Origin of the sequence: Eubacterium sp. An11, from assembly GCF_002161065.1 — a bacterium.
GTDB lineage: Bacteria > Bacillota > Clostridia > Lachnospirales > Lachnospiraceae > Anaerobutyricum > Anaerobutyricum faecale.
The window spans coordinates 19,222-40,490 of record NZ_NFLV01000029.1; the positions used below are offsets into that span (position 1 = coordinate 19,222).

The 21,269-nt window shown below is 48.4% G+C and carries 20 protein-coding genes and 3 tRNA genes; 18 read left to right on the forward strand and 5 right to left on the reverse strand.

Features of this window, described 5'->3' with window-relative positions; genetic code table 11:
* Positions 1-2: 2 nt before the first annotated feature.
* From B5E53_RS15520 to B5E53_RS15540, 5 genes are all read left to right on the forward strand, one after another.
* Positions 3-353 (forward strand): TerY-C metal binding domain-containing protein, encoded by a 351-nt coding sequence (locus tag B5E53_RS15520; RefSeq protein WP_162611938.1) that lies wholly within the window; start codon positions 3-5, stop codon positions 351-353.
* 143 nt (positions 354-496) lie between these two features.
* Positions 497-1,447, forward strand: coding sequence for a serine O-acetyltransferase (locus B5E53_RS15525; RefSeq protein WP_087316654.1), 951 nt, complete (start codon positions 497-499; stop codon positions 1,445-1,447).
* Between the two features lie 30 nt (positions 1,448-1,477).
* Positions 1,478-1,750, forward strand: a complete 273-nt coding sequence (locus tag B5E53_RS15530; protein WP_087316656.1) for a metalloregulator ArsR/SmtB family transcription factor — start codon at positions 1,478-1,480, stop codon at positions 1,748-1,750.
* A 107-nt stretch (positions 1,751-1,857) separates the two neighbouring features.
* Entirely contained in the window at positions 1,858-2,946 is a 1,089-nt protein-coding gene (locus B5E53_RS15535) for an acyltransferase family protein (RefSeq protein ID WP_162611939.1), read from the forward strand.
* Between the two features lie 97 nt (positions 2,947-3,043).
* A tRNA-Phe gene (locus B5E53_RS15540) sits at positions 3,044-3,116 on the forward strand.
* A gap of 576 nt (positions 3,117-3,692) precedes the next feature.
* On the opposite strand, the gene B5E53_RS15545 is transcribed toward B5E53_RS15540, so the two are convergent.
* Positions 3,693-4,601 (reverse strand): hypothetical protein, encoded by a 909-nt coding sequence (locus B5E53_RS15545; protein WP_087316660.1) that lies wholly within the window; start codon positions 4,599-4,601, stop codon positions 3,693-3,695.
* A gap of 154 nt (positions 4,602-4,755) precedes the next feature.
* Here B5E53_RS15545 and B5E53_RS15550 point away from each other — a divergent pair, with 154 nt between their 5' ends.
* Positions 4,756-5,985, forward strand: coding sequence for a phosphotransferase (locus B5E53_RS15550; protein WP_162611940.1), 1,230 nt, complete (start codon positions 4,756-4,758; stop codon positions 5,983-5,985).
* 202 nt (positions 5,986-6,187) lie between these two features.
* Here B5E53_RS15550 and B5E53_RS15555 read toward each other — a convergent pair.
* Together B5E53_RS15555 and B5E53_RS15560 are read right to left on the reverse strand one after the other, a co-directional pair.
* Positions 6,188-6,259, reverse strand: a tRNA-Gly gene (locus B5E53_RS15555).
* Between the two features lie 163 nt (positions 6,260-6,422).
* Positions 6,423-6,493, reverse strand: a tRNA-Gly gene (locus B5E53_RS15560).
* Between the two features lie 532 nt (positions 6,494-7,025).
* Here B5E53_RS15560 and B5E53_RS15565 point away from each other — a divergent pair.
* The 7 genes from B5E53_RS15565 to B5E53_RS15595 all read left to right on the forward strand — a co-directional run bounded on the left by B5E53_RS15565 (position 7,026) and on the right by B5E53_RS15595 (position 14,229).
* The gene (locus B5E53_RS15565) at positions 7,026-8,834 is read left to right on the forward strand and encodes a B12-binding domain-containing radical SAM protein (RefSeq protein WP_087316665.1); all 1,809 of its coding nucleotides are present in this window, start codon (positions 7,026-7,028) and stop codon (positions 8,832-8,834) included.
* A 225-nt stretch (positions 8,835-9,059) separates the two neighbouring features.
* Positions 9,060-10,517: a VanW family protein gene (locus B5E53_RS15570; RefSeq protein WP_087316667.1), complete on the forward strand. Its 1,458-nt coding sequence runs from the start codon at positions 9,060-9,062 to the stop codon at positions 10,515-10,517.
* Positions 10,518-10,543: 26 nt separating this feature from the next.
* The gene (locus tag B5E53_RS15575) at positions 10,544-11,590 is read left to right on the forward strand and encodes an AIR synthase-related protein (protein WP_087316669.1); all 1,047 of its coding nucleotides are present in this window, start codon (positions 10,544-10,546) and stop codon (positions 11,588-11,590) included.
* Entirely contained in the window at positions 11,583-12,065 is a 483-nt protein-coding gene (locus tag B5E53_RS15580; RefSeq protein ID WP_242963775.1) for an Lrp/AsnC family transcriptional regulator, read from the forward strand. Before B5E53_RS15575 ends, B5E53_RS15580 begins: the two co-directional genes overlap by 8 nt.
* The gene (locus B5E53_RS15585) at positions 12,062-13,228 is read left to right on the forward strand and encodes an aminotransferase class I/II-fold pyridoxal phosphate-dependent enzyme (protein WP_087316674.1); all 1,167 of its coding nucleotides are present in this window, start codon (positions 12,062-12,064) and stop codon (positions 13,226-13,228) included. Before B5E53_RS15580 ends, B5E53_RS15585 begins: the two co-directional genes overlap by 4 nt.
* A gap of 76 nt (positions 13,229-13,304) precedes the next feature.
* A complete protein-coding gene (trmL, locus tag B5E53_RS15590; RefSeq protein WP_087316676.1) occupies positions 13,305-13,796 on the forward strand; it encodes a tRNA (uridine(34)/cytosine(34)/5-carboxymethylaminomethyluridine(34)-2'-O)-methyltransferase TrmL in 492 nt (163 codons plus the stop codon).
* A complete protein-coding gene (locus B5E53_RS15595) occupies positions 13,786-14,229 on the forward strand; it encodes a PaaI family thioesterase (protein ID WP_162611941.1) in 444 nt (147 codons plus the stop codon). Before trmL ends, B5E53_RS15595 begins: the two co-directional genes overlap by 11 nt.
* 39 nt (positions 14,230-14,268) lie before the next feature.
* Here the strand turns inward: B5E53_RS15595 and B5E53_RS15600 are convergent, their stop codons facing one another.
* Complete coding sequence (locus B5E53_RS15600) at positions 14,269-16,641, reverse strand: endonuclease MutS2 (protein WP_087316680.1); 2,373 nt, start codon at positions 16,639-16,641, stop codon at positions 14,269-14,271.
* Between the two features lie 44 nt (positions 16,642-16,685).
* Positions 16,686-16,964 (reverse strand): acylphosphatase, encoded by a 279-nt coding sequence (locus tag B5E53_RS15605; RefSeq protein ID WP_087316682.1) that lies wholly within the window; start codon positions 16,962-16,964, stop codon positions 16,686-16,688.
* A gap of 149 nt (positions 16,965-17,113) precedes the next feature.
* Here B5E53_RS15605 and B5E53_RS15610 point away from each other — a divergent pair, with 149 nt between their 5' ends.
* From B5E53_RS15610 to B5E53_RS15630, 5 genes are all read left to right on the forward strand, one after another.
* A complete protein-coding gene (locus B5E53_RS15610; RefSeq protein WP_162611942.1) occupies positions 17,114-17,761 on the forward strand; it encodes an SGNH/GDSL hydrolase family protein in 648 nt (215 codons plus the stop codon).
* A 154-nt stretch (positions 17,762-17,915) separates the two neighbouring features.
* Positions 17,916-18,869 carry an HD domain-containing protein gene (locus B5E53_RS15615; RefSeq protein ID WP_087316690.1) on the forward strand — a complete coding sequence of 318 codons (954 nt, stop codon included), beginning with the start codon at positions 17,916-17,918 and terminating at the stop codon, positions 18,867-18,869.
* Positions 18,870-18,880: 11 nt separating this feature from the next.
* A complete protein-coding gene (gene rlmD / locus B5E53_RS15620) occupies positions 18,881-20,290 on the forward strand; it encodes a 23S rRNA (uracil(1939)-C(5))-methyltransferase RlmD (RefSeq protein ID WP_087316686.1) in 1,410 nt (469 codons plus the stop codon).
* Between the two features lie 142 nt (positions 20,291-20,432).
* Positions 20,433-20,756: a hypothetical protein gene (locus B5E53_RS15625; protein ID WP_087316688.1), complete on the forward strand. Its 324-nt coding sequence runs from the start codon at positions 20,433-20,435 to the stop codon at positions 20,754-20,756.
* Between the two features lie 361 nt (positions 20,757-21,117).
* A partial coding sequence (locus B5E53_RS15630) for an FAD-dependent oxidoreductase (protein ID WP_140401516.1) occupies positions 21,118-21,269 on the forward strand: 152 nt, incomplete at its 3' end.

Below are 21,269 nucleotides of genomic sequence, written 5' to 3' on the forward strand. Positions count from 1 at the left end.
CCATGAAGAAAGAAGCAAGCGTGATTCTGGCCAAATGCGCCAATGATAAATTGTACGGAATCCGGATTGAAAAACGAGATAATGACTGGGTACGCACCTGGGCTTTTAAGATAAAAGAAGAGATGGCGGAAAAGGAAGGTTTTGACAAAGCGAACTTCACCGGAAGTTTTTATACCGATGAAGAATATCCGGGCTGCCCTTACTGCGGTGCGAAGAAATGTTTTGTCTGCGGAAGCTGCGGAAAAGTCAGCTGTTATGACGGCTCTGACAAGGTGGTCTGCAACTGGTGCGGCGCCAGCGGAACCGCAGCCGGCGGCGACGAGAAAATGGATGTTTCCGGCGGCGGCTTTTAAAAGGATTTCATTGTTTTTTTTCCGGCGGTTTGTTATAATTTAGCCAGTAGACGGCCGGTCTTCGGTTCTTTTGTATACAGAAAGAAAGGGCCGGAGGCGGGAGCCGGTGTAAATGCATATTTCAGACAGATGGAGATCAGGCTATGAATGAATCAATGAAAGACTTAATTTTAAATGCATCTGCCAGAATGACAGAGAACTGCCACAGCATGGATTTTATTGTTTCCAAAGGCAACAGACATCTTCCGGACCGGAGAAGCGTTATCGGCATTTTGAAAGATCTGCGCCGGGTGATGTTCCCGGGATTTTTCGGCGATGAGAATATTACCGTGATTTCCCCGGACTATTTTATCGGAGACTGCCTCACCCATGTGTATACCGCTTTGAAGAAAGAAGTGGCGGCATCTTTGTTTTACAGAGATTATGATAAATACAGCGAGGAGGACATTGAAGAGATGGCGGAGAATATCTGCGCACAGTTCTTCCGTCGTCTGCCGGACATTCAGCAGATGCTGATGAAGGATGTGCAGGCAGGCTTTGACGGCGACCCGGCTGCAAAGAGCAGGGAAGAAGTAGTGTTCTCCTATCCTGGACTTTTTGCAATCTTTGTATACCGGATTGCTCATGAGTTTTATGTGCAGGACGTACCGTTTCTGCCGAGGATCATGACGGAGTATGCCCACAGCCGGACCGGAATTGACATCAACTCCGGCGCGAAGATCGGTGAGTACTTCTTTATTGACCACGGCACAGGCGTGGTAATCGGTGAGACCACAGAGATCGGTGATTACGTTAAGCTGTACCAGGGCGTGACCCTGGGCGCCCTGTCCACCAGAAGCGGTCAGAAGCTGGCAGGCAAAAAGCGGCATCCTACAATTGAAAATCATGTAACCGTATATTCCGGTGCTTCCATCCTTGGCGGTGAAACGGTGATCGGGGAGGGCGTCATCGTATCCGGCGGCGCATTTGTAACCAAATCCGTGCCTCCTTTTACCAAAGTAATCGTAAAGAATCCGGAACTGCAGATCAAAGATTCCAATGTCAAAGTGGAACTGCAGGGCATGGAGAACAAAGAAGGACTTTGGGAGATTTAATAACGTTTGTTTGCAAAGGAGTATGTGAGTATGAATAAAAAATACATTGTCCAGGCCAGAGTATTTAAAGCAATGTCGGACGAGAATCGTCTCAAGATTCTCGAACTGCTGCATGAAAGAGAGTATAACGCCACCGAACTGTTAAACGAAATGGATTTCGGACAATCCACCCTTTCCCATCATATGCGGATTTTGCTGAGCGCCGGCGTGGTGCAGGCGAGAAAAAACGGGAAATGGACATATTATTCCTTGCAGAAAAAAGCATACGAAGAAATGGCGGAGTGGCTTCGCCAGTATCTGTAACCATGACGGCATGAGAGAGGAGGACTCTGTCATGCCGTTTCCTGATGTCAGGGGACTTCCGAACGGAACTTCCCCGGACGTCCTGCCGCATAAGAATTGGTGAGAACATGAAAAAAGAACGTAATCTGATTCACATTGAGTTTATCCGCATTTTTGCGGCGTTTTTTGTGATTTTTAATCATACGGGCAATGACGGTTTCTTTCTATTTGCTTTTTACGATAAGGGAAGCCTGACATACTGGGCGTATATGTTTTTGTCGGTGCTGTGCAAAATATCGGTGCCGCTGTTTTTTATGATCGCGGGCGCCCTGCTTTTGCGAAAAGATATGTCTTTTAAGAAAATATGGTCGGAGAAGATTATGAGAATGGCGCTGGCGCTGTTCATTTTTTCTGTCATTACTTATATTGGCACCGGACTGTATTCGCCGGGCGGGACTCTGTCAGTGGGAGACTTCTTTTATAAACTCTATGCTAAAAGAGTGACGTATGCCTACTGGTATATTTACGCTTACATTGCTCTTTTGATGACGCTGCCCTTCCTCCGAGCCATGGTAAAAAATATATCAGAGAATTACTATAGATATCTGATTGTCTTATATATTGTTTTTGTATCGGTGATCCCCTGCCTGGAATACCGGCTGTCGCAGGGCAGAGTACATCTGTACCAACAGCTGAGTCCTGCCTGGATTCTGGCGGATATCGTGTTCTGGCCCCTCCTGGGGTATTATCTGGAAAATGTATATGACTGGAAGAAATGCACTGGAAAAACTGTCGGTCTCTGGGCTCTGGCGGGTGTCGCCGGTATCATGGCAGCCTGCTATATGATCAATTACATGTATGGAGTGACCGGAGAGTGTACCAAAGAGACTTCACAGACCTTTCATTCTTCCTTCATCGTCTTTCCGTGTATAGCGATTTATGTGGCCCTGAAATATTTCTGGTCCGGAAAAACGGGACAGCGTGTGCCGGGCACAGCGAAGAAAATCATCACTTCCCTGGGCGGCTGCACCTTCGGGATCTATCTGCTCCATATGCTGATCAAAGAATATTTTTCCGGCCTGTGGAATGTATTTCGGGAAGACTGGCACGTGAACCATATGTTGTCGGCTCTGCTGGTCTGCGCATCAGTGTTTGCGGCGGGATACGTACTGACATTGGTGCTCAAAAAAGTGCCGGGACTCCGCCGGCTGCTGTAACGAATATATTTTAATAAATGTATTTTATCGTAAGAATATCTTGACAATCCGCTTTTATATATAGTAAAATATCATCGTTGCGAGTCACGCAGCAGATGCCCAGATAGCTCAGTTGGTAGAGCAGAGGACTGAAAATCCTCGTGTCACTGGTTCGATTCCGGTTCTGGGCATTATTTTTATTGACAACAAAGTATATCAGACGTATAATATGCTTAACAAGACGACTGGAAAAGATGGCTGCATCCCATCTGCTCCGGGAAATTTCAGATTTTTACTTTAAAGAAGTAGTTGTCCAATCTTTACCGAGAGCGGGACGGCTGCTTTTTATTTTTCATATTCAGGATGGATACGATTAAACCTGCAGCAGCAATGATAACCATAAACTCTTCGTATGTACTCTTTTAACACAAATATACGATTTTGGAAAGTTAATACGATAATATTTGACAAAAAATAAGCCGGCGGCTGGCCGGCTTAAGAGGAGAGAAAAGTATGAAAAAATCTATGAAACAAATAACTGTTTTGTTATTTGATGTCTTTATTCTAATGATTTTTTGTGAACGATCTGTGAGGAAATGTTGAAGACTTTTTGAGGAAATTATGGAAGAAATGTGAAGAAAATCAGTGAGAACCGAAGGAATTGTCAGACAGCAGCCCTGGAAACTGTTTTTAAAGGATAGTTTCCGGGGCTGTCTGGCAGCAGGCTTCTTATTTTAGTGTCAGAATTTTAACGTGAGAAAGTTTTTTCAGCCCAGAATCACATAAACGATGGAAATGAGAATGGTACAGATAAAAATAGCGGTTGCCGGCGGGTCGATGTGGGAATCCACATCGGTGTTCAGCAGATTTCCTTCGATGTCTCCGATGATACCGGCCAGCACTCCGAAGATAATGCCGAGGATGAGCGCGCCGGCGCCGAGACCGCAGGTCCAGCCGCACATGACTGCTTCGGCGGAGATAATGCCGATGTGATGCCATCCGAAATACGCCTGCCCGAATTCAGCGAAGAGAAGTCCGATGGCGGCCAGCCCGAAAATGACAATATGATAGGAGCCGAGCTGGGAAGCGTAGCCCTGGAGAGCCAGCGCAACGTAGACGCCGGATACAGCCAGTGAGTAGGCAAAGGACAGAAGTAAAGTGTTGGAGAGACGGGAGCCTTTGCTTAAGAACCGGCGGGATCCCGGAGCACTGTACATTCCTCGGGTGCCGAACAGAAGCCGGACGATGACGGCGGAGATAAAGACAGTGCATCCGGGATTGTCAGTGTAAAAAGGTGTCAGGGCGAAGAGGCCGTTGACAATGCCGGCAATGATGTATCCGAGCATGCCGAAGAGACCGCCCACCACGAGAACAAGACTGTCGCCAAGTCCGTTTAAAGCCAGGGCGATATCTGCTCCGTTTTCTGTTTTTCCGATTTGTTTCGCGTAAGCGGCAGCGGCGACACCGCCTGCAAAACAGACATGAGGCCCCAGGAACGGGCCAAAAGCGATGTTATTGACCAGCAGTTCACTGATTTCGGGAATCCCGGCGCAGGAAAGGATGCCTCCGGCGGCGGCAACCACTCCTGTCATGATAAAGGCCGGCAGGGCGCCGATGGACGCACCCAGTACGCCGCCTCCGAAGGCGGCGATCAAGCTGATGAAGGCTGCTAACATAGGAAAATCCTCCTTTTATTTTTGCATTTCTTTGCGGTGAAAGCCAATAAGTCGCTTTCATGAACAAAGATTTCTCTTCCGGTATTTGTAGATTTTTTTTATAATGAATATGGATTATTGTGTTTATGTATGTATATGTTTTTGGGGGAAGAATATGCTGAATATAACGAAAGAAAATATAATTCCATACCTGAAAGAACATATGCCGGATTTTGAGGATGACGGTTCAGTGACCATTTCCCAGGTGGGGGACGGCAGCCCGGAAGAGGACGGCGACGGATATGTCAATTATATTTTCAGAATTCATACAGATAAAGGGAATTATGTATTAAAGCAGGGACAGGAACTGGCCCGGACGGGGCTGGATCCTATGGCTATGTACCGGAACGGGCTGGAGTATGACAGCATGCGGATTCGGTATGCCATCGTGCCGGAGTATACGCCGTTTCTTAAATTCCAGGATAAGGAGAATAATCTCTTTGTCATGGAGGATGTTTCTGATCTGCGGATTGTACGTTTTCAGTTTAATAAGAACCGGATGTTTCCGGAGCTGGGCCGGCAGTGCGGCGAATGTATGGCAAAGACGGAGTTTTACACATCGGAATATTTTCTCAGCCGGGAAGAATACCGGCAGCTGCAGGCTAAGTTTGCCAACACGGAGATGCGCAGGGTCATGGAGGACGGCGCATTCATGGACATTTTTAATACAGAGGTGGAACGGGGACTTGGTGAAGACTATAATAACTTTGCCAAAGGCATCATGTATGACCATCGATTTGAGACGGAGCGGTTTAAGCTCCGGAGAAGTTTTATGAGCCATGCTGACGGTCTGATCCACGCGGATCTTCATACTTCCAATATTTTTGCATCGGAAGATGCCATGAAGGTCATCGACATGGAGTTTTCCTTCATGGGGCCGTTTGGCTATGACCTGGGTTATCTCACAGGGAATATTCTTTCTCAGTATTGTGCCGCCTGTTTTAAGCCGTTTCCGTCGGAAGCGGAGCGAAGGGAGTTCAAGGCATATCTGCTGGCGACCATCAAGAACCTTTTTGAGACATATTTTAAGACTTTCACAGCCTGCTGGAATAAAGACGCCAAAGAACGATATCAGGGAGCCGGCGGTCTGTGCCGCAGTATTCTCGATGAGGTGATGCGGGATGCTCCGGGTTACGCTTCCATTGTGAATTGGTTCCGCTGCACTGGTGAGATAGAATATCCGGATTTTGAAGTCATTGAGAATCTCGAAGATAAAAAACATGCGCAGACCCTTTCTCTCATGATCGACTGGCAGCTCATGTTCCAGAGATATCAGTATCTGAGCGTGGATGATCTGATCGACACGGTCCTGTTTGTGGAAGAAGAGTACCGGAAGATGTTGTAAAGGGAAATTTAGACATATTGTAGTATTGCAGAGAGAGAAATTAAATATAAATGAGAAAAGCCCCTGGACAGGTAAAGGTATGAAAGGATTCCGGGTCAGAACAGAAGCTGACGGGGAAAACGGTTACCCATACTGTACAGGGGCTTTTCTGTATCGATAATAAAAATGTATCAGTGATACAATAAAAAATGGCAACAAAAAAAGCACGAGACGGGATTCGAACCCGCGACCCTCGCCTTGGCAAGGCGATACTCCACCACTGAGCCACTCGTGCATGTTTGAAATGTGTTATCTCTCATCTAAGAAAGATTATAACACAAATATTCATATTGTCAAGAACAATTTCAATTATTCGAAAAGTTTTTAATAAGCTGTTATCAGTCAAAGTCATGAGACTGGTCAGCTATATTCTTTCAAAAAATGGAAACCATTCTGAAAGCGGGTGATGGGAATCGAACCCACGTATCTAGCTTGGAAGGCTAGTGTTCTACCATTGAACTACACCCGCGCATCTTAGCGACGAAATTTATAATATCATATGAAAAAGTAAAATGCAAGTATTTTTTCGGGTAAATTATTTGTGAAATCTTGTGTTTTCTGTAAAAGGTGATATACTGTTTGTGTATAATTATTTCAGAAAAGCGGATGCGATTTCTTAAAAGCCCTCCAGTCTTACTAAGGAGGGGATGCCCATGACTATTATGGAAGTTTTAACTTTATTGTTAGTTATATTTGCGGCGTTGACATACATAGACGGACATAAGAAATAGCATCCAATTGAAATTCCTCTGCTAAAGTCTTCAACGGATGCTATTTCTTAATAGTTATCAATTAATTTTGCGGAGGGCATCAGATTTTGTATCTGAATACCTTTTCTGTTTTGATTATACATCGGGGACTTGTTGTTTGCAAGTCCCCTTTTTATTATTCGAAAAATAAGGTATTATATTGTTACTGTTCTAACCCGGGCCGTGCATAGTGCGCGGCTGCGGGCTGCTATTCTATCATACAGTATTATTTTCCGGGAGGTAACTGTCAATATGCGTTATTTATTGTGCGGCATCAATGCCAAATATATTCATTCCAATCTGGCCATTTTCTGCCTGAAAGCTTATGGGGAGAAAAACGGACCGGCCAGCGCGGAGTATGTGATCAAAGAGTATACCATCAATCATTATGTGGAGAATATTTTGCAGGATATCTATGAGGAGAAGGCGGATGTGGTGGTCTTTTCCTGCTATATCTGGAATATTGCCTATGTGCGGGAGCTGGCGGAGGAGTTAAAAAAAGTAAGTCCGCAGGTACGTATCTGGGCCGGCGGGCCGGAGGTATCTTATCATGCGGAGCGCTTCCTGCAGGAGAACCCGGCGGTGGATCTGGTGATGCAGGGAGAGGGAGAGGAAACTTTTACGGCGCTGGTGACCCGGGCGGAGGAGCAGGCGGTGGATGCGGCCGGGCTGCTGCAGGAAGATATGCCGCCGGGAGTGGCCTGGAGGGATGAAGCTGCCGGACGGCGGGCTGCCAGCGGGACTTCATCTGAGGCATCTGCCATCCATAACACCGGTTTCGCACCGGTCATGGACATGGATGCCATTCCATTTGTATATGAAGATTTTCATCTGTTTGAGCATAAGATCATCTATTATGAGAGCAGCCGGGGCTGCCCGTTTTCCTGCAGTTACTGCCTGTCCTCGGTGGATAAGACGGTGCGTTTTCGGTCTCTTTCAAAGGTGCTGCCGGAACTGCAGAGATTTCTTGACGCCGGGGTGCCTCAGGTGAAGTTTGTGGACCGGACATTTAACTGCAGCAAGCAGCATGCCATGGCCATCTGGCGTTATATTTACGAGCATGATAACGGAGTGACCAATTTTCATTTTGAGATTTCGTCGGATCTGCTGGATGAGGAAGAGCTGGCGCTTTTTGCTAAGATGCGTCCGGGACTGATTCAGCTGGAAATCGGCGTGCAGTCCACCAATCCGCAGACCGTTGCGGCCATTCACCGGAAGATGGATCTGGATAAACTCTTTGAAAATGTGGATAAGGTACATGCGCTGGGCAATATCCATCAGCATCTGGATCTGATCGCCGGGCTGCCTTTTGAAAGCTATGAGCAGTTCCGGGTGTCGTTCAATGATCTGTATGCGCATCATCCGGATCAGCTGCAGCTGGGATTCTTAAAGGTGCTGAAAGGGACCTGCATGGAGGCGGAGGTGAAGGAGCATGGTATCCGTTACCGCAGCCAGCCTCCGTATGAGGTGTTGTCTACCCGGTGGCTCAGCTATGATGAGGTGATCCGCCTCAAGGGTATTGAAGAGCTGGTGGAGCTTTATTATAACAGCGGACAGTTTACCTGCACGCTTCAGTATGTGGTTCCGCAATTTCAAAGTCCCTTTGATTTTTTTGAACAATTTTCTTTGTCATATCGACGGAAAGGTTGTCATAAAATGAATTATAACCGCATGGGCAGATATCAGATTCTGAAAGAATTTCTGCAGGAACAGGGAATCGCTCTTCCATTTCAGGATGAAGTGTTACTTTTGGATATGTACCTGAGAGAAAATATGAAGTCCCGTCCGGAGTGGGCGCAGGATGTGTCTCTTTTCCGGCAGCAGTGGAAGGAAATGTACAGAAACCGCGGAGCGGAGCTGTTTCCGGAGGAGTGGGAGAAAGGTTTGTATGATTCCAAAAAGGCGGCTAACAGAAGTCATATGGAGAAATTTCATTTTGATGCCGTGCGGTTGGTGGAGGAAGGGATTCTGGAAGAAAAAGCCTGCTTCTGCCTGTTTGATTACAGCTGGAGAAATCCGCTGAATAAAAATGCGCGGATTGTGACTCTTGCCATCAAATAGGCACTTGAATGTCAAAGGGAAATGCTTTAGAATAGTGAAGTACCTTTTGTCAGATTTTATATATAAGGAAAGAGAGGCTGTTATGGATCCGAAGAAAAGACAAAGAATATCTGCAATTATCATTGTTATTGTAATCGCAGCTCTGGTTGTCACATCTATCGTACCGATGATGATTTGATCGGCGGCGGAACATATTGCAGATAAACAAAGGAGTAGGGAGTCAATATGAAGAAAAAAATTGGTCTTTTGCTGTTGTTTATCGTCATAGCCGGCCTGGCAGGGTTCGGCGCCTATAGCTGGAATTATTACAGCCGGTATGTAAATATTGATACCATTTATCCCGGAGTGACCATACAGGGAATGGATGTCGGAGGACTGAGCCGGGAGGAAGCGGAGGAAAAGCTTGATCATTATCTGGAAGAACTTTCGGATAAGACTGTCACTCTGCAGGTGGGAGATAAAGAAAAAAGTTTCCCGCTCAGGAAAATGGGGCTTACATGCACGAATGCAGACGCCGTGGAACAGGCCGAACAGTTTGGAAGAGAGGGAAATATTGTAAAGAGGGTGCTGGAAGTGCAGGCGCTGGCCGCACGGGGCAGAAATATTCCTCTGGAATTTTCCGTGGACCAGGAAGAAACGGAAAAGATTGTCAAGAAAAAGGGTAAGAGCTTTGAAACAAAGAAAAAGGACGCGCAGCTGTCCAGGAAAGATGGGAAGTTTGTCATTAAAGATGAGGTAGATGGCATTTCCATTGATTTTAAGGCAAATGCCCGGAAGTTAATAGAGATGGTGGAGAGCGCCGACTGGAATCAGCAGGATGTGACGCTGGCGATGGATTATGAGACAGATCCGGCGGAGCATACGGCTGATGAACTCAGTGTTGTTCAGGATAAGCTTGGTACATTTACTACATCTTACGCTGATTCTTCGGAGGGTCGGTGTGTCAATGTGGAGAATGGAGCGAGGCTGATCAATGGAACATTGTTGTATCCGGGAGATTCCATGTCTGTTTATGATAAAGTATCACCATTTGACGCGGAGAATGGATATCGTCTGGCGGGCTCCTATGAGAATGGAACCACAGTGCAGACTTACGGGGGCGGCATCTGTCAGGTGTCGACGACCCTCTATAATGCGGTGCTACGGGCAGAGCTTGAGGTCACGGAACGCCAGAATCACTCTATGACCGTGCATTATGTGGAACTTTCTGAGGATGCTGCCATCGCGGGTACAGATAAGGATTTGAAGTTTAAAAATAATCTGGACAACCCGGTTTACATAGAAGGAAAAACCGATGGAAGCAATATTACCTTTACCATTTATGGAAAAGAATACCGGAATAAGAACCGTTCCATTGAGTTTGTATCTGAAACCACATCCACCAATCCGCCATCAGAAAAGACTGTGAAAGACAGCAGTCTGGAACAGGGAAAGACCGTGGTGGAAAGTTCAGGAAGAACTGGTTATACGGCGAAGCTCTGGAAGGTCATTTATAAAAATGGCAAGGAAAAAGAGCGGGTGCAGGTTAACAGCAGTTCGTATATGTCTGTGCCGAAGGTGGTCCGGGTGGGAACCAAAAAGCCGGCTTCCAGCAGTACTGAGAAGAAATCCGGCGATAAGAATAAAAAAGATACGAAGAAGAGCAGCAGTAAAAATAATAAAAAGTCTAAAAATAAAAAATAACCGGGAAACCGGAAGAGGGGGAGAACATGCGCCCGGGAAAGGTAAAAGAGAGTATATTAAAACGTTCTGTTTTAAGACAATTACATACAAAGAGTCAGACCGGCTCTCCCAGATATGGGGAGGATGCCGGCCTTTTCCCGGCAGGCGGTGTCTGTCCGGAGGAAGAGGATGATCTGGCGTCCCGGTTTATCGCTGTCAGCGTCAATCCTGTGGAAGGGTGGACGCTGGCAGCCCGCCGGGCGGTTTATGGCGCGGTGAACAGCCTGGCGGCGGCGGGAGCTGTTCCGGTGGGAATCGCGCCGGTAATTTTAATGCCGGGAGAAACGGAGGAGCCGCAGTTGAAAGGTCTGATGAGAGAGCTGGACACTCTGTGCAGCCAGGAGGACATTTGCTGTCTGGCGGGACATACGGCTGTGTCACCGTTTGTCAGTGATCTGGTGATTTCTGTGACGGCTCTCGGGAAGAAGGACGGAGTGCCATCCGGCTTTCCTGTCCCGGACCAGTGGAAATCTGTCCGCCCGGGCATGGATATTGTGGCGGCGGGAACCGTCGGCCGGGAAGGAGCTGCCATGCTGGCCTGCGAGCAGGCGGAGAAGCTGCTTTCCAGATATCCGGCGTTTTTTGTGGAAGAGGCAGAACAGCTGTTTGATGATGGTTCCATGAAGGAGGCGGCGGAACTTCTGAGGGAAAACGGAGCCGCGGCCATCCATGATGTGAGAGAAGGCGGCGTTTTTGCCGGCCTGTGGGAACTGTCTGCCGCGGGAGGCACAGGACTGGATATAGAGCTTAAACGCATACCGATCCGGCAGCATACCATTGAGGTCTGCGAGTTTTTCCGTCTGAATCCGTATATGCTCCGCTCCGGGGGCACACTGCTGGCAGTCTGTGAAAAGGGAGAGAGAGCGGTGGCGGCTCTTCTCCAGGCAGGAATCCGGGCGGCGGTCATCGGGCGGACCACGGATAATAATGATAAGATTATCCGCTATGACGATGAGATCCGGTATCTGGAACCGCCGAAGGAAGATGAACTGTTACAATATTATAAATGTATCAATGGAGGAGACTATGCGTAATGAGATTTTGAGAATGCTGGAAAACAACAGCAGAATAGATTTGCATGATCTGGCGATCATGCTGGGAACGGATGATTCCGTTGTGCTGGAAGAGATTGAAAAAATGGAAAAAGAGGGGGTTATCTGCGGATATCCTACCCTTATCAACTGGGATAAGACAGATACAGAAAAGGTAACGGCTCTCATTGAGGTCAGCGTGGTTCCTCAGCGGGGACAGGGCTTTGAAAAGCTGGCGGAACGCATCTGTAATTATCCGGAAGTGAAGTCCATTTATCTGATGTCCGGCGCTTTTGACTTTGTAGTCTTTCTGGAAGGCAAGACCTTAAAAGAGGTGTCCATGTTTGTGTCAACCAAGCTCTCCACCCTGGAGGCAGTATCGGGTACGGCGACACATTTCGTACTGAAGAAGTATAAAGATCACGGTATGATTCTGATGGAAAAGGATGAGAGCAACAGAATGAAGGTGACGCCATGAGAAATCCGCTTTCCGATAAAGTTATCAAGATCAAACCATCCGGAATCCGGAAGTTTTTTGACCTGGTTCAGGAGATGCCGGACGCCATCTCTCTGGGAGTGGGGGAGCCGGACTTTGATACTCCGTGGCATATCCGGGAGGAAGGTATTTTTTCTCTGGAAAAGGGAAGGACCTTCTATACGTCCAACGCCGGGCTTATGGAACTGCGGAAGGCCATCGCCGGCTATCTGGAGCGGAAGCTGAAGCTTCACTATGATCCCGTCCATGAGATTTTAGTCACCGTGGGAGGCAGCGAGGGGATTGATCTGGCGCTGCGGGCCATGCTAAATGCCGGAGATGAGGTGATTCTTCCGGAACCGTGCTATGTGTCCTATCTTCCATGCATCGAGCTGGCCGACGGTGTGCCGGTGACCATCGAGCTGAAAGAGGAGAACGCGTTTAAGCTGACGCCGGAGGAACTGCGGGCTGCCATCACCGACAGGACAAAGATTCTGATTCTCACCTTCCCGAATAACCCGACGGGTGCCATTATGACAAAGGAAGACCTGGCGCCGATCGTGGACATCGTGAAGGAGAAAGATCTGTTTGTGATCTCCGATGAGATCTATTCGGAGCTGACCTATCAGGCAGAACACTGCTCCATCGCCTCCTTCCCGGGGATGCGGGAGAGGACCATTGTCATCAACGGTTTCAGCAAGGCCTTTGCCATGACGGGATGGCGGCTCGGATATGTAGCCGGCCCGCAGCTGATCGTGGAGCAGATGACAAAGATTCACCAGTTTGCCATCATGGCGGCGCCGACCACCAGCCAGTATGCGGCGGTGGAAGCCATGAATAACGGCGATGACGATGTGAATCTCATGAGGAAATCTTACAATCAGCGGCGGCGTTTTGTACTGCAGAAGTTTAAAGATATGGGGCTTTCCTGTTTTGAGCCGGAAGGCGCCTTTTATACATTTCCTTGCATTAAGGAGTTCGGCATGAGTTCCGATGAATTTGCCAGCCGTTTCTTAAAAGAAGAAAAGGTGGCGGTAGTTCCGGGAACTGCCTTCGGAGACTGCGGGGAGGGATTCCTGCGAATTTCCTACGCGTATTCCATCGAAGAGCTGAAAGAAGCTCTCGGCAGACTGGAACGTTTTGTGAACCGGCTGCGGGAGAGATGATGCTGCGGCATAAGAACGGGGACATGGATTCCCGTGCCGTCTGTCAGGCAATTGCACAAAAGAATGAGGGGTAATTATGGTAAATATTGTATTGCATGAGCCGGAAATGCCGGCCAACACGGGAAATATCGGCAGAACCTGCGTGGCCACGGGCAGCGTCCTTCATCTGATCGAGCCTCTGGGCTTTAAAATTAACGACAAGATGTTAAAGAGAGCAGGTCTTGACTACTGGGACAAGCTGGATGTGCGCCGATATGTGAATTTTGAAGATTTTCTGGAGAAAAATCCCGGCGCAAAGATCTATATGGCTACCACCAAATCAAAGCAGACTTACACGGAAGTGGAATATGAGGACGGCTGCTACATCATGTTTGGCAAGGAGAGCGCGGGAATTCCGGAAGAGATCCTTCTGGATTATAAAGAAACGGCGGTACGGATTCCTATGCTGGATTCGATCCGCTCACTGAACCTTGGAAATTCAGTCTCCATTATCTTGTATGAGGCGCTTCGCCAGCAGGGATTTAAGGAGCTTCAGAGGGAAGGACAGTTACATCATTATGAGTGGTAATACAAAAGAGAATTATTATACGTCAAAGGAGTTTTTTGATAAAGTGCTCCGGTACCGCCGTCTGGAAGGAACAGCTTCGGAATACATGGGTATTGAGATCACCGATGTGGGCCCGGGCTGGGCGAAAGGAGAGTTATCTTACCGGGAGTATCACGTGAATCCCATTGGTTCCGTCCACGGAGGCGTGATTTTTTTCCTGGCTGACTCGGTGGGAGGCACCGCCGCTTCCTCAAGGGGGAGCCGGGTGACCACCGCCAACGGTACGATTTCTTACCTAAATGCGGCTATGAATCCGGAAAAACTCATCGCGGAGGCGGTGGAGCTGAAAGCCGGAAAGAATCTGCTGACTTATGATGTCTATATCCGGACAGAGGAAGGAAAACTGGTGGCGAAGGCGACGCTGGAGTATTTCAGCCTTCATATGGAAATTTAAAAAACTGCGGCGAACAAAAAGTTCTGCCGCAGTTTTTTATTACCGGAATTCTACGATGGTCACGCCGGCGTCGCCTTCGCCGAATTCTGCCAGATGATAGGATTTCACAAACTTCTGGCGGCGCAGATACTCATGGATGCCCTTTCGTAAAGCGCCGGTGCCTTTGCCGTGTACCACACGCACGGAAGAAAGTCCGGCGATCATGGCATCATCCAGATATTTTTCCAGACGCTGGATCCCCTCATCCACAGTACAGCCCAGCAGGTTGATCTCCGGCGAGATGGTGGCTGCCTTGTTGATGCTGTAGTGATCCTTCGGTTTCTCCTGCGGCGCTTCTTTTTTGGCGTCCAGCAGTTCCAGATCTTTGTAGTTGACGGTGGAACTCAGGAATCCCATCTGTACCGTCAGATCGCCGTTTTTGTTGGCCGGTGATTTGACCGTACCCTTTAAAGAAAGAGTGGTGACAAATACCGGGTCGCCCACCTTGAAGTCTTCCGGCCGAAGGATATGTTTGGCCTTCTTGCCCTTGTAGGCCAGCTGTTTTTCCAGCTTGGACATGCGGCCCCGGAGATTACTTCGCTGGGCTTCCATCTTTTTGGTGTTATTCTGCCCCGGGTGCTGAGCCCAGGCATTGTATTTCCGTATGGATTCATCGGCCACTTCCTTGGCCTCGGAGAGAATATTGTGGGCTTCCTCCCGGGCTTGCCGAAGCAGTTCTGCCCGTTTCTCCTTGATGTCATCCTGTTTTTCTTTTAATTCATTTTTCAGGCGGTCGATTTCCTGGCGGGTGCTGTAAAGTTCCGCCTGTTCTTTTTCGATTTCCGCCTTATTTTTCTCCAGCTCCGCCAGCATATTTTCGTAGTCAATGGCGGAAACATCCAGCTGAGATTTCGCCTGCTCGATGATGTAATCCGGCAGTCCCAGCCGTTTGGAGATGGCAAAGGCGTTACTCTTGCCCGGAAGGCCGATGAGCAGCCGGTAGGTCGGAGACAATGTCTCCAGATCGAATTCACAGCAGCCGTTCTCCACGCCTTTCGTGTCCATGGCGTACATTTTCAGTTCTGCATAGTGCGTGGTGGCGATGGTGCGGATGCCCGCTGTGTGCAGATCATCCAGGATGGAGATGGCGAGAGCCGCACCCTCAGTCGGGTCCGTTCCGCCGCAGAGTTCATCCAGGAGAACCAGTGAATCCGGCTGGGCGTCCTTTAAGATCTGGATGATATTTGTCATGTGAGAAGAAAATGTACTCAAATTCATCTCAATGCTCTGTTCATCTCCGATATCGGCAAAAATATCGGAAAAAACTGCCAGACGGGAGCCCTCGAAGGCCGGAATGTGAAGACCTGCCTGGCCCATGAGCTGGAACAGTCCCACTGTCTTTAAGGAGACGGTCTTACCGCCGGTATTCGGACCGGTCAGCAGCAGCATGGTGAAGTCTTCCCCAATGTAAATATGGACAGGCACCACTTTTTTCGGGTCCAGCAGTGGATGGCGGGCCTGCTTGATATCAATGACACCGTCCTCGTTGAAAATCGGTTCCGAACCCTGATAATCTTTGGCGTACTTCGCCTTGGCAAAAATAAAGTCCAGTGTGGTGAGAATCTTCTGATCCTCTTCCAGGTCTCTGGTACAGCTGGCGGCCTGGGCGCTCAGTCCCTGGAGAATCTTCTCAATCTCCGCCTGCTCCTGCATATCAAGCTCTTTGAGCTTGTTGTTGAGCTGTACCACCGCCATAGGCTCGATAAACAGTGTGGAACCGGAAGAAGACTGGTCGTGGATCATTCCCTGGAAGGAATTCTTATATTCCGCCTTGACCGGTACGCAGTAACGGCCGTTTCGCATGGTGATAAGGGCGTCCTGTAAAATAGTCTTATTACTCTGGGAATTGATGATGGACGCCAGTTTATTATGAATGGCGATGTTGGTCTGTTTGATCTCCTTGCGGATGTCCCGCAGAGCGGCGGAGGCGTCATCGCTGATCTCATCCGCCGACAAAATGCAGCTGGTAATGCGCTGATGCAGAAACTCCAGCGGTTCCAGCATATCAAAATAAGTATTCAGGCTGTCAAAGGACATGGTTTCGTCCTCGGTCATACCGTATTCTTTCACCTGGGCGGTGATAGAAAGAAGTCTGGCGATGTCCAGAAGCTCTTTGGCTGTCAGCGTGGAGTCGATCTCCAGCAGCTTAAGGTGCGGACGGATGTCGGACAGACCCTGAAAAGATAAAAAACCAGTCTTATAAAGCCGGCTCAAAGCGTCTCTGGTCTCTTCCTGTGCCTGCAAAATCTCTTCATAATCGGAAGAAGGAAGCAGAGAGGCGCAGCGCTTCTTACCCATGGAAGAAGATGCATAGGTCTCCAGTCTGGAGATGATCTTGTCATACTCCAGTGTTTTCAGTGCTTTATCGTTCATACAAATCTCCTGATAGTATTGTTAGTATTGACAAGTGTTACGTTCTAATGCCGGATCCGGAACTGCTGTTCTTTGAGCGCGTTGACCGTAGGAATATCTGTCACATCCATGGAGTCGATCCGGGCAAACCGGTAGCCCTGCCCCAGTTCGCTTAAGAACATTTCCACCCGGTGTTCCGGCCCCTGCACTTCTATTTCAACGCTGCCGTCGTACTCATTTCTCACCCATCCCGTCACATGATATTTGGAGGCGATGGAAGAAGTGATGTAGCGGAATCCCACTCCTTGTACCCGGCCGCGGACGATGACATGTTTTCGAATCATAATAATCACCCTCTCCGAAAATGTACTGCCTGTAAATGACTTTGATAATTGTGACATGAAATGATTGTTTTGTCAAACGGAAGCAGATACAATAAGAAATGTAGGATTTCACATTTCAGGAAAATATCTTTTACGGGAGGAAATAGATTTTGAAACGTATTTTATGCTACGGAGATTCCAATACATATGGATATGACCCATACACCCAGGGAAGGTATCCGAAGGATGTCCGCTGGCCGGGCGTTTTGGCGAAGCTTTTGGGAGAGGAGTATGAGGTCATTGAGGAAGGACTGAATAACCGGACCACTGCTCTGGAGCCGGAGGGAGAAACCTGGCGCAGCGGCGTCTATTATCTGGAACCCTGCCTCAGAAGTCACATTCCGGTGGACTTATTTGTGCTGATGCTTGGTTCCAACGACATGAAGACAGTATTCTGTCAGACGGCGGAATCCATCGGAGCGCATGTCCGGCAGCTGATCCGGGAAATAAAGCGCATCAGTGCCGAGAAAAATCCGTCGGGGCAGCCCTGCAGGATTTTACTCATCTCTCCGATCTTGATCTCCGAGCGTATCATCGGCGTGGATTATGCTGATGAATTCGGCGGTATGGCGGCGGTAAACCTGTCCCGGCAGCTTCCGCCGGTCTATGAGCAGATTGCACAGGAGGAAGGCTGTATTTACTTAAACGGCGCTGACTGCGCCGGACCTTCCCGGGCGGACGGGCTGCATCTGGATGAGCAGGGACACCGGCAGATGGCGGAAGCGGTGGCAAAGGAGATAAAAGTAAAAAATGAGTAAATATGGCTCTAAAATGCGCCCGGAAAGGAATTTTCAGTTGTTATTATCAGGAAAGTAGAGTATAATGTTTGTACTTTCGTCCGGGATGTTGTGTCTTCATCTGCGGATGGAATGGTTCGGTACATTTGTGGAAAATAATAGAAAGGAATTATGTATGCGTTATATTAACGAATTCAGAGAAGGCGATACCGTCTCTGATGTTTATCTTTGCAAGTCAAAAAATATATCAAAAACAAAGGCAGGGAAGACGTATTATTCCCTGATTCTTCAGGATAAAACCGGTGTCATTGACACAAAGATCTGGGAACTCAACAATGGAATCGATACTTTTGAGCAGATGGACTATGTCCGCGTCGAGGGAACAGTCACCAGCTTCCAGGGCAGCCTGCAGCTCAATGTCCGCCGTCTCCGCAGGGTCAAAGAAGGCGAATATATGCCGCAGGATTACATTCCGTGTTCCGCCAGGGATGTGAATGAAATGTACAAAGAGCTGGTGGGCTATGTGAATCACATCCAGAACATATACCTTCGCCAGCTGCTGGTGGCATTTTTCGGTGATAAGGAATTCGCCAAAAAGTTCAAAGAACATTCTGCGGCGAAGCGGGTACATCACGGATTCCTGGGCGGCCTGCTGGAGCACACTTTGAATGTGACAAAGCTCTGTGATTATTACTGCAGCCAGTATCCGATCCTGAACCGGGATCTGCTGATCACCGCAGCCCTCTGCCATGATATCGGAAAGGTCAATGAGCTGTCTGATTTCCCGGAAAATGACTACACCGACGAGGGGCAGCTCATCGGGCACATCGTCATGGGAACCCTGATGGTCGATGAGAAGATCCGGGGTATTCAGGGATTTCCGGTGAAGCTGGCCAATGAGCTTAAGCACTGCATCCTCGCCCATCACGGAGAGCTGGAGTACGGTTCACCGAAGAAACCGGCGCTTATCGAAGCCCTGGCTCTGAACTTTGCCGACAATACCGACGCCAAGATGGAGTCCTTCATTGAGGCCCTGGCTGAGGAAAACCGCCAGAGCGGCGAGTGGCGCGGCTATAATAAATTATTTGAAAGCAACATCCGCAGTACCAGCGGCCCTATGGTGAAATAAAGGAGCATAGTATGGAGTTAAAGAAGAATCAGGAGATTCTGCTGACAATCGAAGACTTCACGAGAGAAGGGGAAGGCCTTGGTAAATATCAGGGCTTTCCTTTGTTCGTTAAAGATACGGTCATTGGCGATAAAGCGAAGGTCTCCGTCACGAAACTAAAGAAAAATTACGGCTACGCCCGCCTGGTGGAAATCCTGGAACCATCACCTGACCGGGTGACTCCGCCCTGCCCTGTGGCAAGGCAGTGCGGCGGCTGCAAGATCCAGCAGCTTTCCTACGAGAAGCAGAAAGAATTTAAGTGGAATCAGGTGGCAAACTGCCTGAAACGCATCGGAGGCTTTGACGGCATCGAGGCAAAAATGGAGCCCATCTACGGCATGGAACATCCGTGGCGTTACCGCAACAAGGCTCAGTATCCCATCGGGCTGGATAAGGACGGCAGCATTATCGCCGGATTTTACGCCGGGCGCACCCACACCATCGTGCCGAATACCGACTGCCTCATCCAGGCGGAGGTCAACAAAGACATCCTGGAGATCATCCTGCGTTATCTGCGCAAAAACCACATCCGCCCTTATGACGAGAAGAGCCACACCGGTCTGGTCCGTCACGTGCTCACCCGGGTGGGATTTGTCACCGGCGAGATCATGGTCTGTCTCGTCTTAAACGGCAAAAAGGAACAGCTGAAAAACAGCGCCGCTCTGGTGGAACAGCTGAGACAGATTCCGGGCATGACCAGCATCATGGTCAACACCAACAAAGAAAAGACCAACCGCATCCTCGGCGCGTCCTGTGAAACCCTCTGGGGCAGAGATTATATCGAAGACTACATCGGAGACGTCCGTTATCAGATCGGACCGCTCTCCTTCTTCCAGGTGAACCCGGTGCAGACGAAAGTTCTCTATTCCAAGGCTCTCGAGTACGCCGGCCTGAAAGGAGAGGAAATCGTCTGGGATCTTTACTGCGGCATTGGAACGATCTCCCTCTTCCTGGCGCAGAAAGCCAAGCAGGTTTACGGCGTGGAAATCGTCAAAGAAGCCATCGATGACGCCCGCCGCAACGCCGCCCTCAACCAGATGGACAACGTCACTTTCTACGTGGGTAAGGCCGAAGAAATCGTACCGGCTGAGTATCAGCGCACCGGCATCCGCCCGGACGTCATCGTCGTGGACCCGCCGCGGAAAGGCTGCGACGAGACCCTGCTCCACACTATGACTACCATGGCGCCGTCGCGCATCGTTTACGTGAGCTGCGATCCCGGTACCCTGGCCAGAGACTGCCGCATCCTCTGCGAGGAAGGATATGAGATAGAACGGGTAGCAGTGGTGGACCAGTTCGGGCACAGCTGTCATGTGGAGAGTGTGTGCCTTCTGAGCAACTCAAAATGCACGGATCTTAAATCGGAATCTACAGATGCGTAAATGTATTGGTGCCTGTCTCTTTGCAGTGGAGGATAGTTATAGGGTTTGATTATCTTTCAGGATACTTAGTATAGATAAGAAACGTCCGGAATAAAATGAAATTGTCACTGAAAACAGATTGACATTTTTGAAGGTGTCGGTTATGCTGGTATCAGTGATCGCGTTGCAGATGCTTGCGGGGCCTGCAACCTGGGGAGAAACCTTCGAGGGTCTCCCCATTTTACTATATAAAAGGGTGTTGCGTTTTGTGAAAAAGATTTTTCTGAATTATGAACAGCAGTTAATCGTGGTGATTTCTATGAGATATTTGCTGCCGAATGACTGGTTTTTGATGTTTAAAAAAGAACTGATAAAGGTAATCGAACATTACATAAAAAAGACCTCCTGCTTCACAGAAAAGGAAGTATTGAAATTTATGGGATTTCCAGAAAATTGGAAAGATATTACCCAATATCGAAAAACATGATACAAGTATTTATATATGCTAAGACATCTGTATACATAGGTGTCTACAGTTTGAATTCCCCGTTTTGATATGATACCCTCAAGTAGGATACAAAAACAGAAAACCTACTTGGGGGTATTTTATGTCCAGAAAAAGTAAAATTGATGCAATAAAAAAAGATACCAATTGCGAGAACCAAATATGTGATCTGGGTTGCAAGAAACGTCGAAAAAGATTTACAGGTATGCTATATTATGGTTAAGGGTAGAAGTACCTGTATATAATAAGAAGTTGAATCACTCATTTTCAACAAAAGAGGCAGATTCAATTCTTTTTCAGAGTCTGTTACATTTGCTAAAGTATAAGGAAGGAAAGAGTCAGTATGGATAGATTTGATGTGATCATAATCGGAGCGGGACCTGGCGGGATATTTGCGGCGTATGAGCTGATGCAGAAGGCGCCGGAGCTGAAAGTGGCAGTATTTGAGGCAGGAAATCCTCTCGAGAAAAGAAAATGCCCCATTGACGGGAAGAA

What these genes read in the sequence shown, in the direction of transcription:
- B5E53_RS15615 (WP_087316690.1), top strand. Translation starts at nt 17,916, where the DNA reads ATGCGTTATATTAACGAATTCAGAGAAGGCGATACCGTCTCTGATGTT.
- B5E53_RS15570 (WP_087316667.1), top strand. Translation starts at nt 9,060, where the DNA reads ATGAAGAAAAAAATTGGTCTTTTGCTGTTGTTTATCGTCATAGCCGGC.
- B5E53_RS15575 (WP_087316669.1), top strand. Translation starts at nt 10,544, where the DNA reads ATGCGCCCGGGAAAGGTAAAAGAGAGTATATTAAAACGTTCTGTTTTA.
- rlmD (WP_087316686.1), top strand. Translation starts at nt 18,881, where the DNA reads ATGGAGTTAAAGAAGAATCAGGAGATTCTGCTGACAATCGAAGACTTC.
- B5E53_RS15600 (WP_087316680.1), bottom strand. Translation starts at nt 16,641, where the DNA reads ATGAACGATAAAGCACTGAAAACACTGGAGTATGACAAGATCATCTCC.
- B5E53_RS15605 (WP_087316682.1), bottom strand. Translation starts at nt 16,964, where the DNA reads ATGATTCGAAAACATGTCATCGTCCGCGGCCGGGTACAAGGAGTGGGA.
- B5E53_RS15580 (WP_242963775.1), top strand. Translation starts at nt 11,583, where the DNA reads ATGCGTAATGAGATTTTGAGAATGCTGGAAAACAACAGCAGAATAGAT.
- B5E53_RS15625 (WP_087316688.1), top strand. Translation starts at nt 20,433, where the DNA reads ATGCTGGTATCAGTGATCGCGTTGCAGATGCTTGCGGGGCCTGCAACC.
- B5E53_RS15545 (WP_087316660.1), bottom strand. Translation starts at nt 4,601, where the DNA reads ATGTTAGCAGCCTTCATCAGCTTGATCGCCGCCTTCGGAGGCGGCGTA.
- B5E53_RS15530 (WP_087316656.1), top strand. Translation starts at nt 1,478, where the DNA reads ATGAATAAAAAATACATTGTCCAGGCCAGAGTATTTAAAGCAATGTCG.
- B5E53_RS15535 (WP_162611939.1), top strand. Translation starts at nt 1,858, where the DNA reads ATGAAAAAAGAACGTAATCTGATTCACATTGAGTTTATCCGCATTTTT.
- trmL (WP_087316676.1), top strand. Translation starts at nt 13,305, where the DNA reads ATGGTAAATATTGTATTGCATGAGCCGGAAATGCCGGCCAACACGGGA.
- B5E53_RS15565 (WP_087316665.1), top strand. Translation starts at nt 7,026, where the DNA reads ATGCGTTATTTATTGTGCGGCATCAATGCCAAATATATTCATTCCAAT.
- B5E53_RS15585 (WP_087316674.1), top strand. Translation starts at nt 12,062, where the DNA reads ATGAGAAATCCGCTTTCCGATAAAGTTATCAAGATCAAACCATCCGGA.
- B5E53_RS15595 (WP_162611941.1), top strand. Translation starts at nt 13,786, where the DNA reads ATGAGTGGTAATACAAAAGAGAATTATTATACGTCAAAGGAGTTTTTT.
- B5E53_RS15550 (WP_162611940.1), top strand. Translation starts at nt 4,756, where the DNA reads ATGCTGAATATAACGAAAGAAAATATAATTCCATACCTGAAAGAACAT.
- B5E53_RS15520 (WP_162611938.1), top strand. Translation starts at nt 3, where the DNA reads ATGAAGAAAGAAGCAAGCGTGATTCTGGCCAAATGCGCCAATGATAAA.
- B5E53_RS15525 (WP_087316654.1), top strand. Translation starts at nt 497, where the DNA reads ATGAATGAATCAATGAAAGACTTAATTTTAAATGCATCTGCCAGAATG.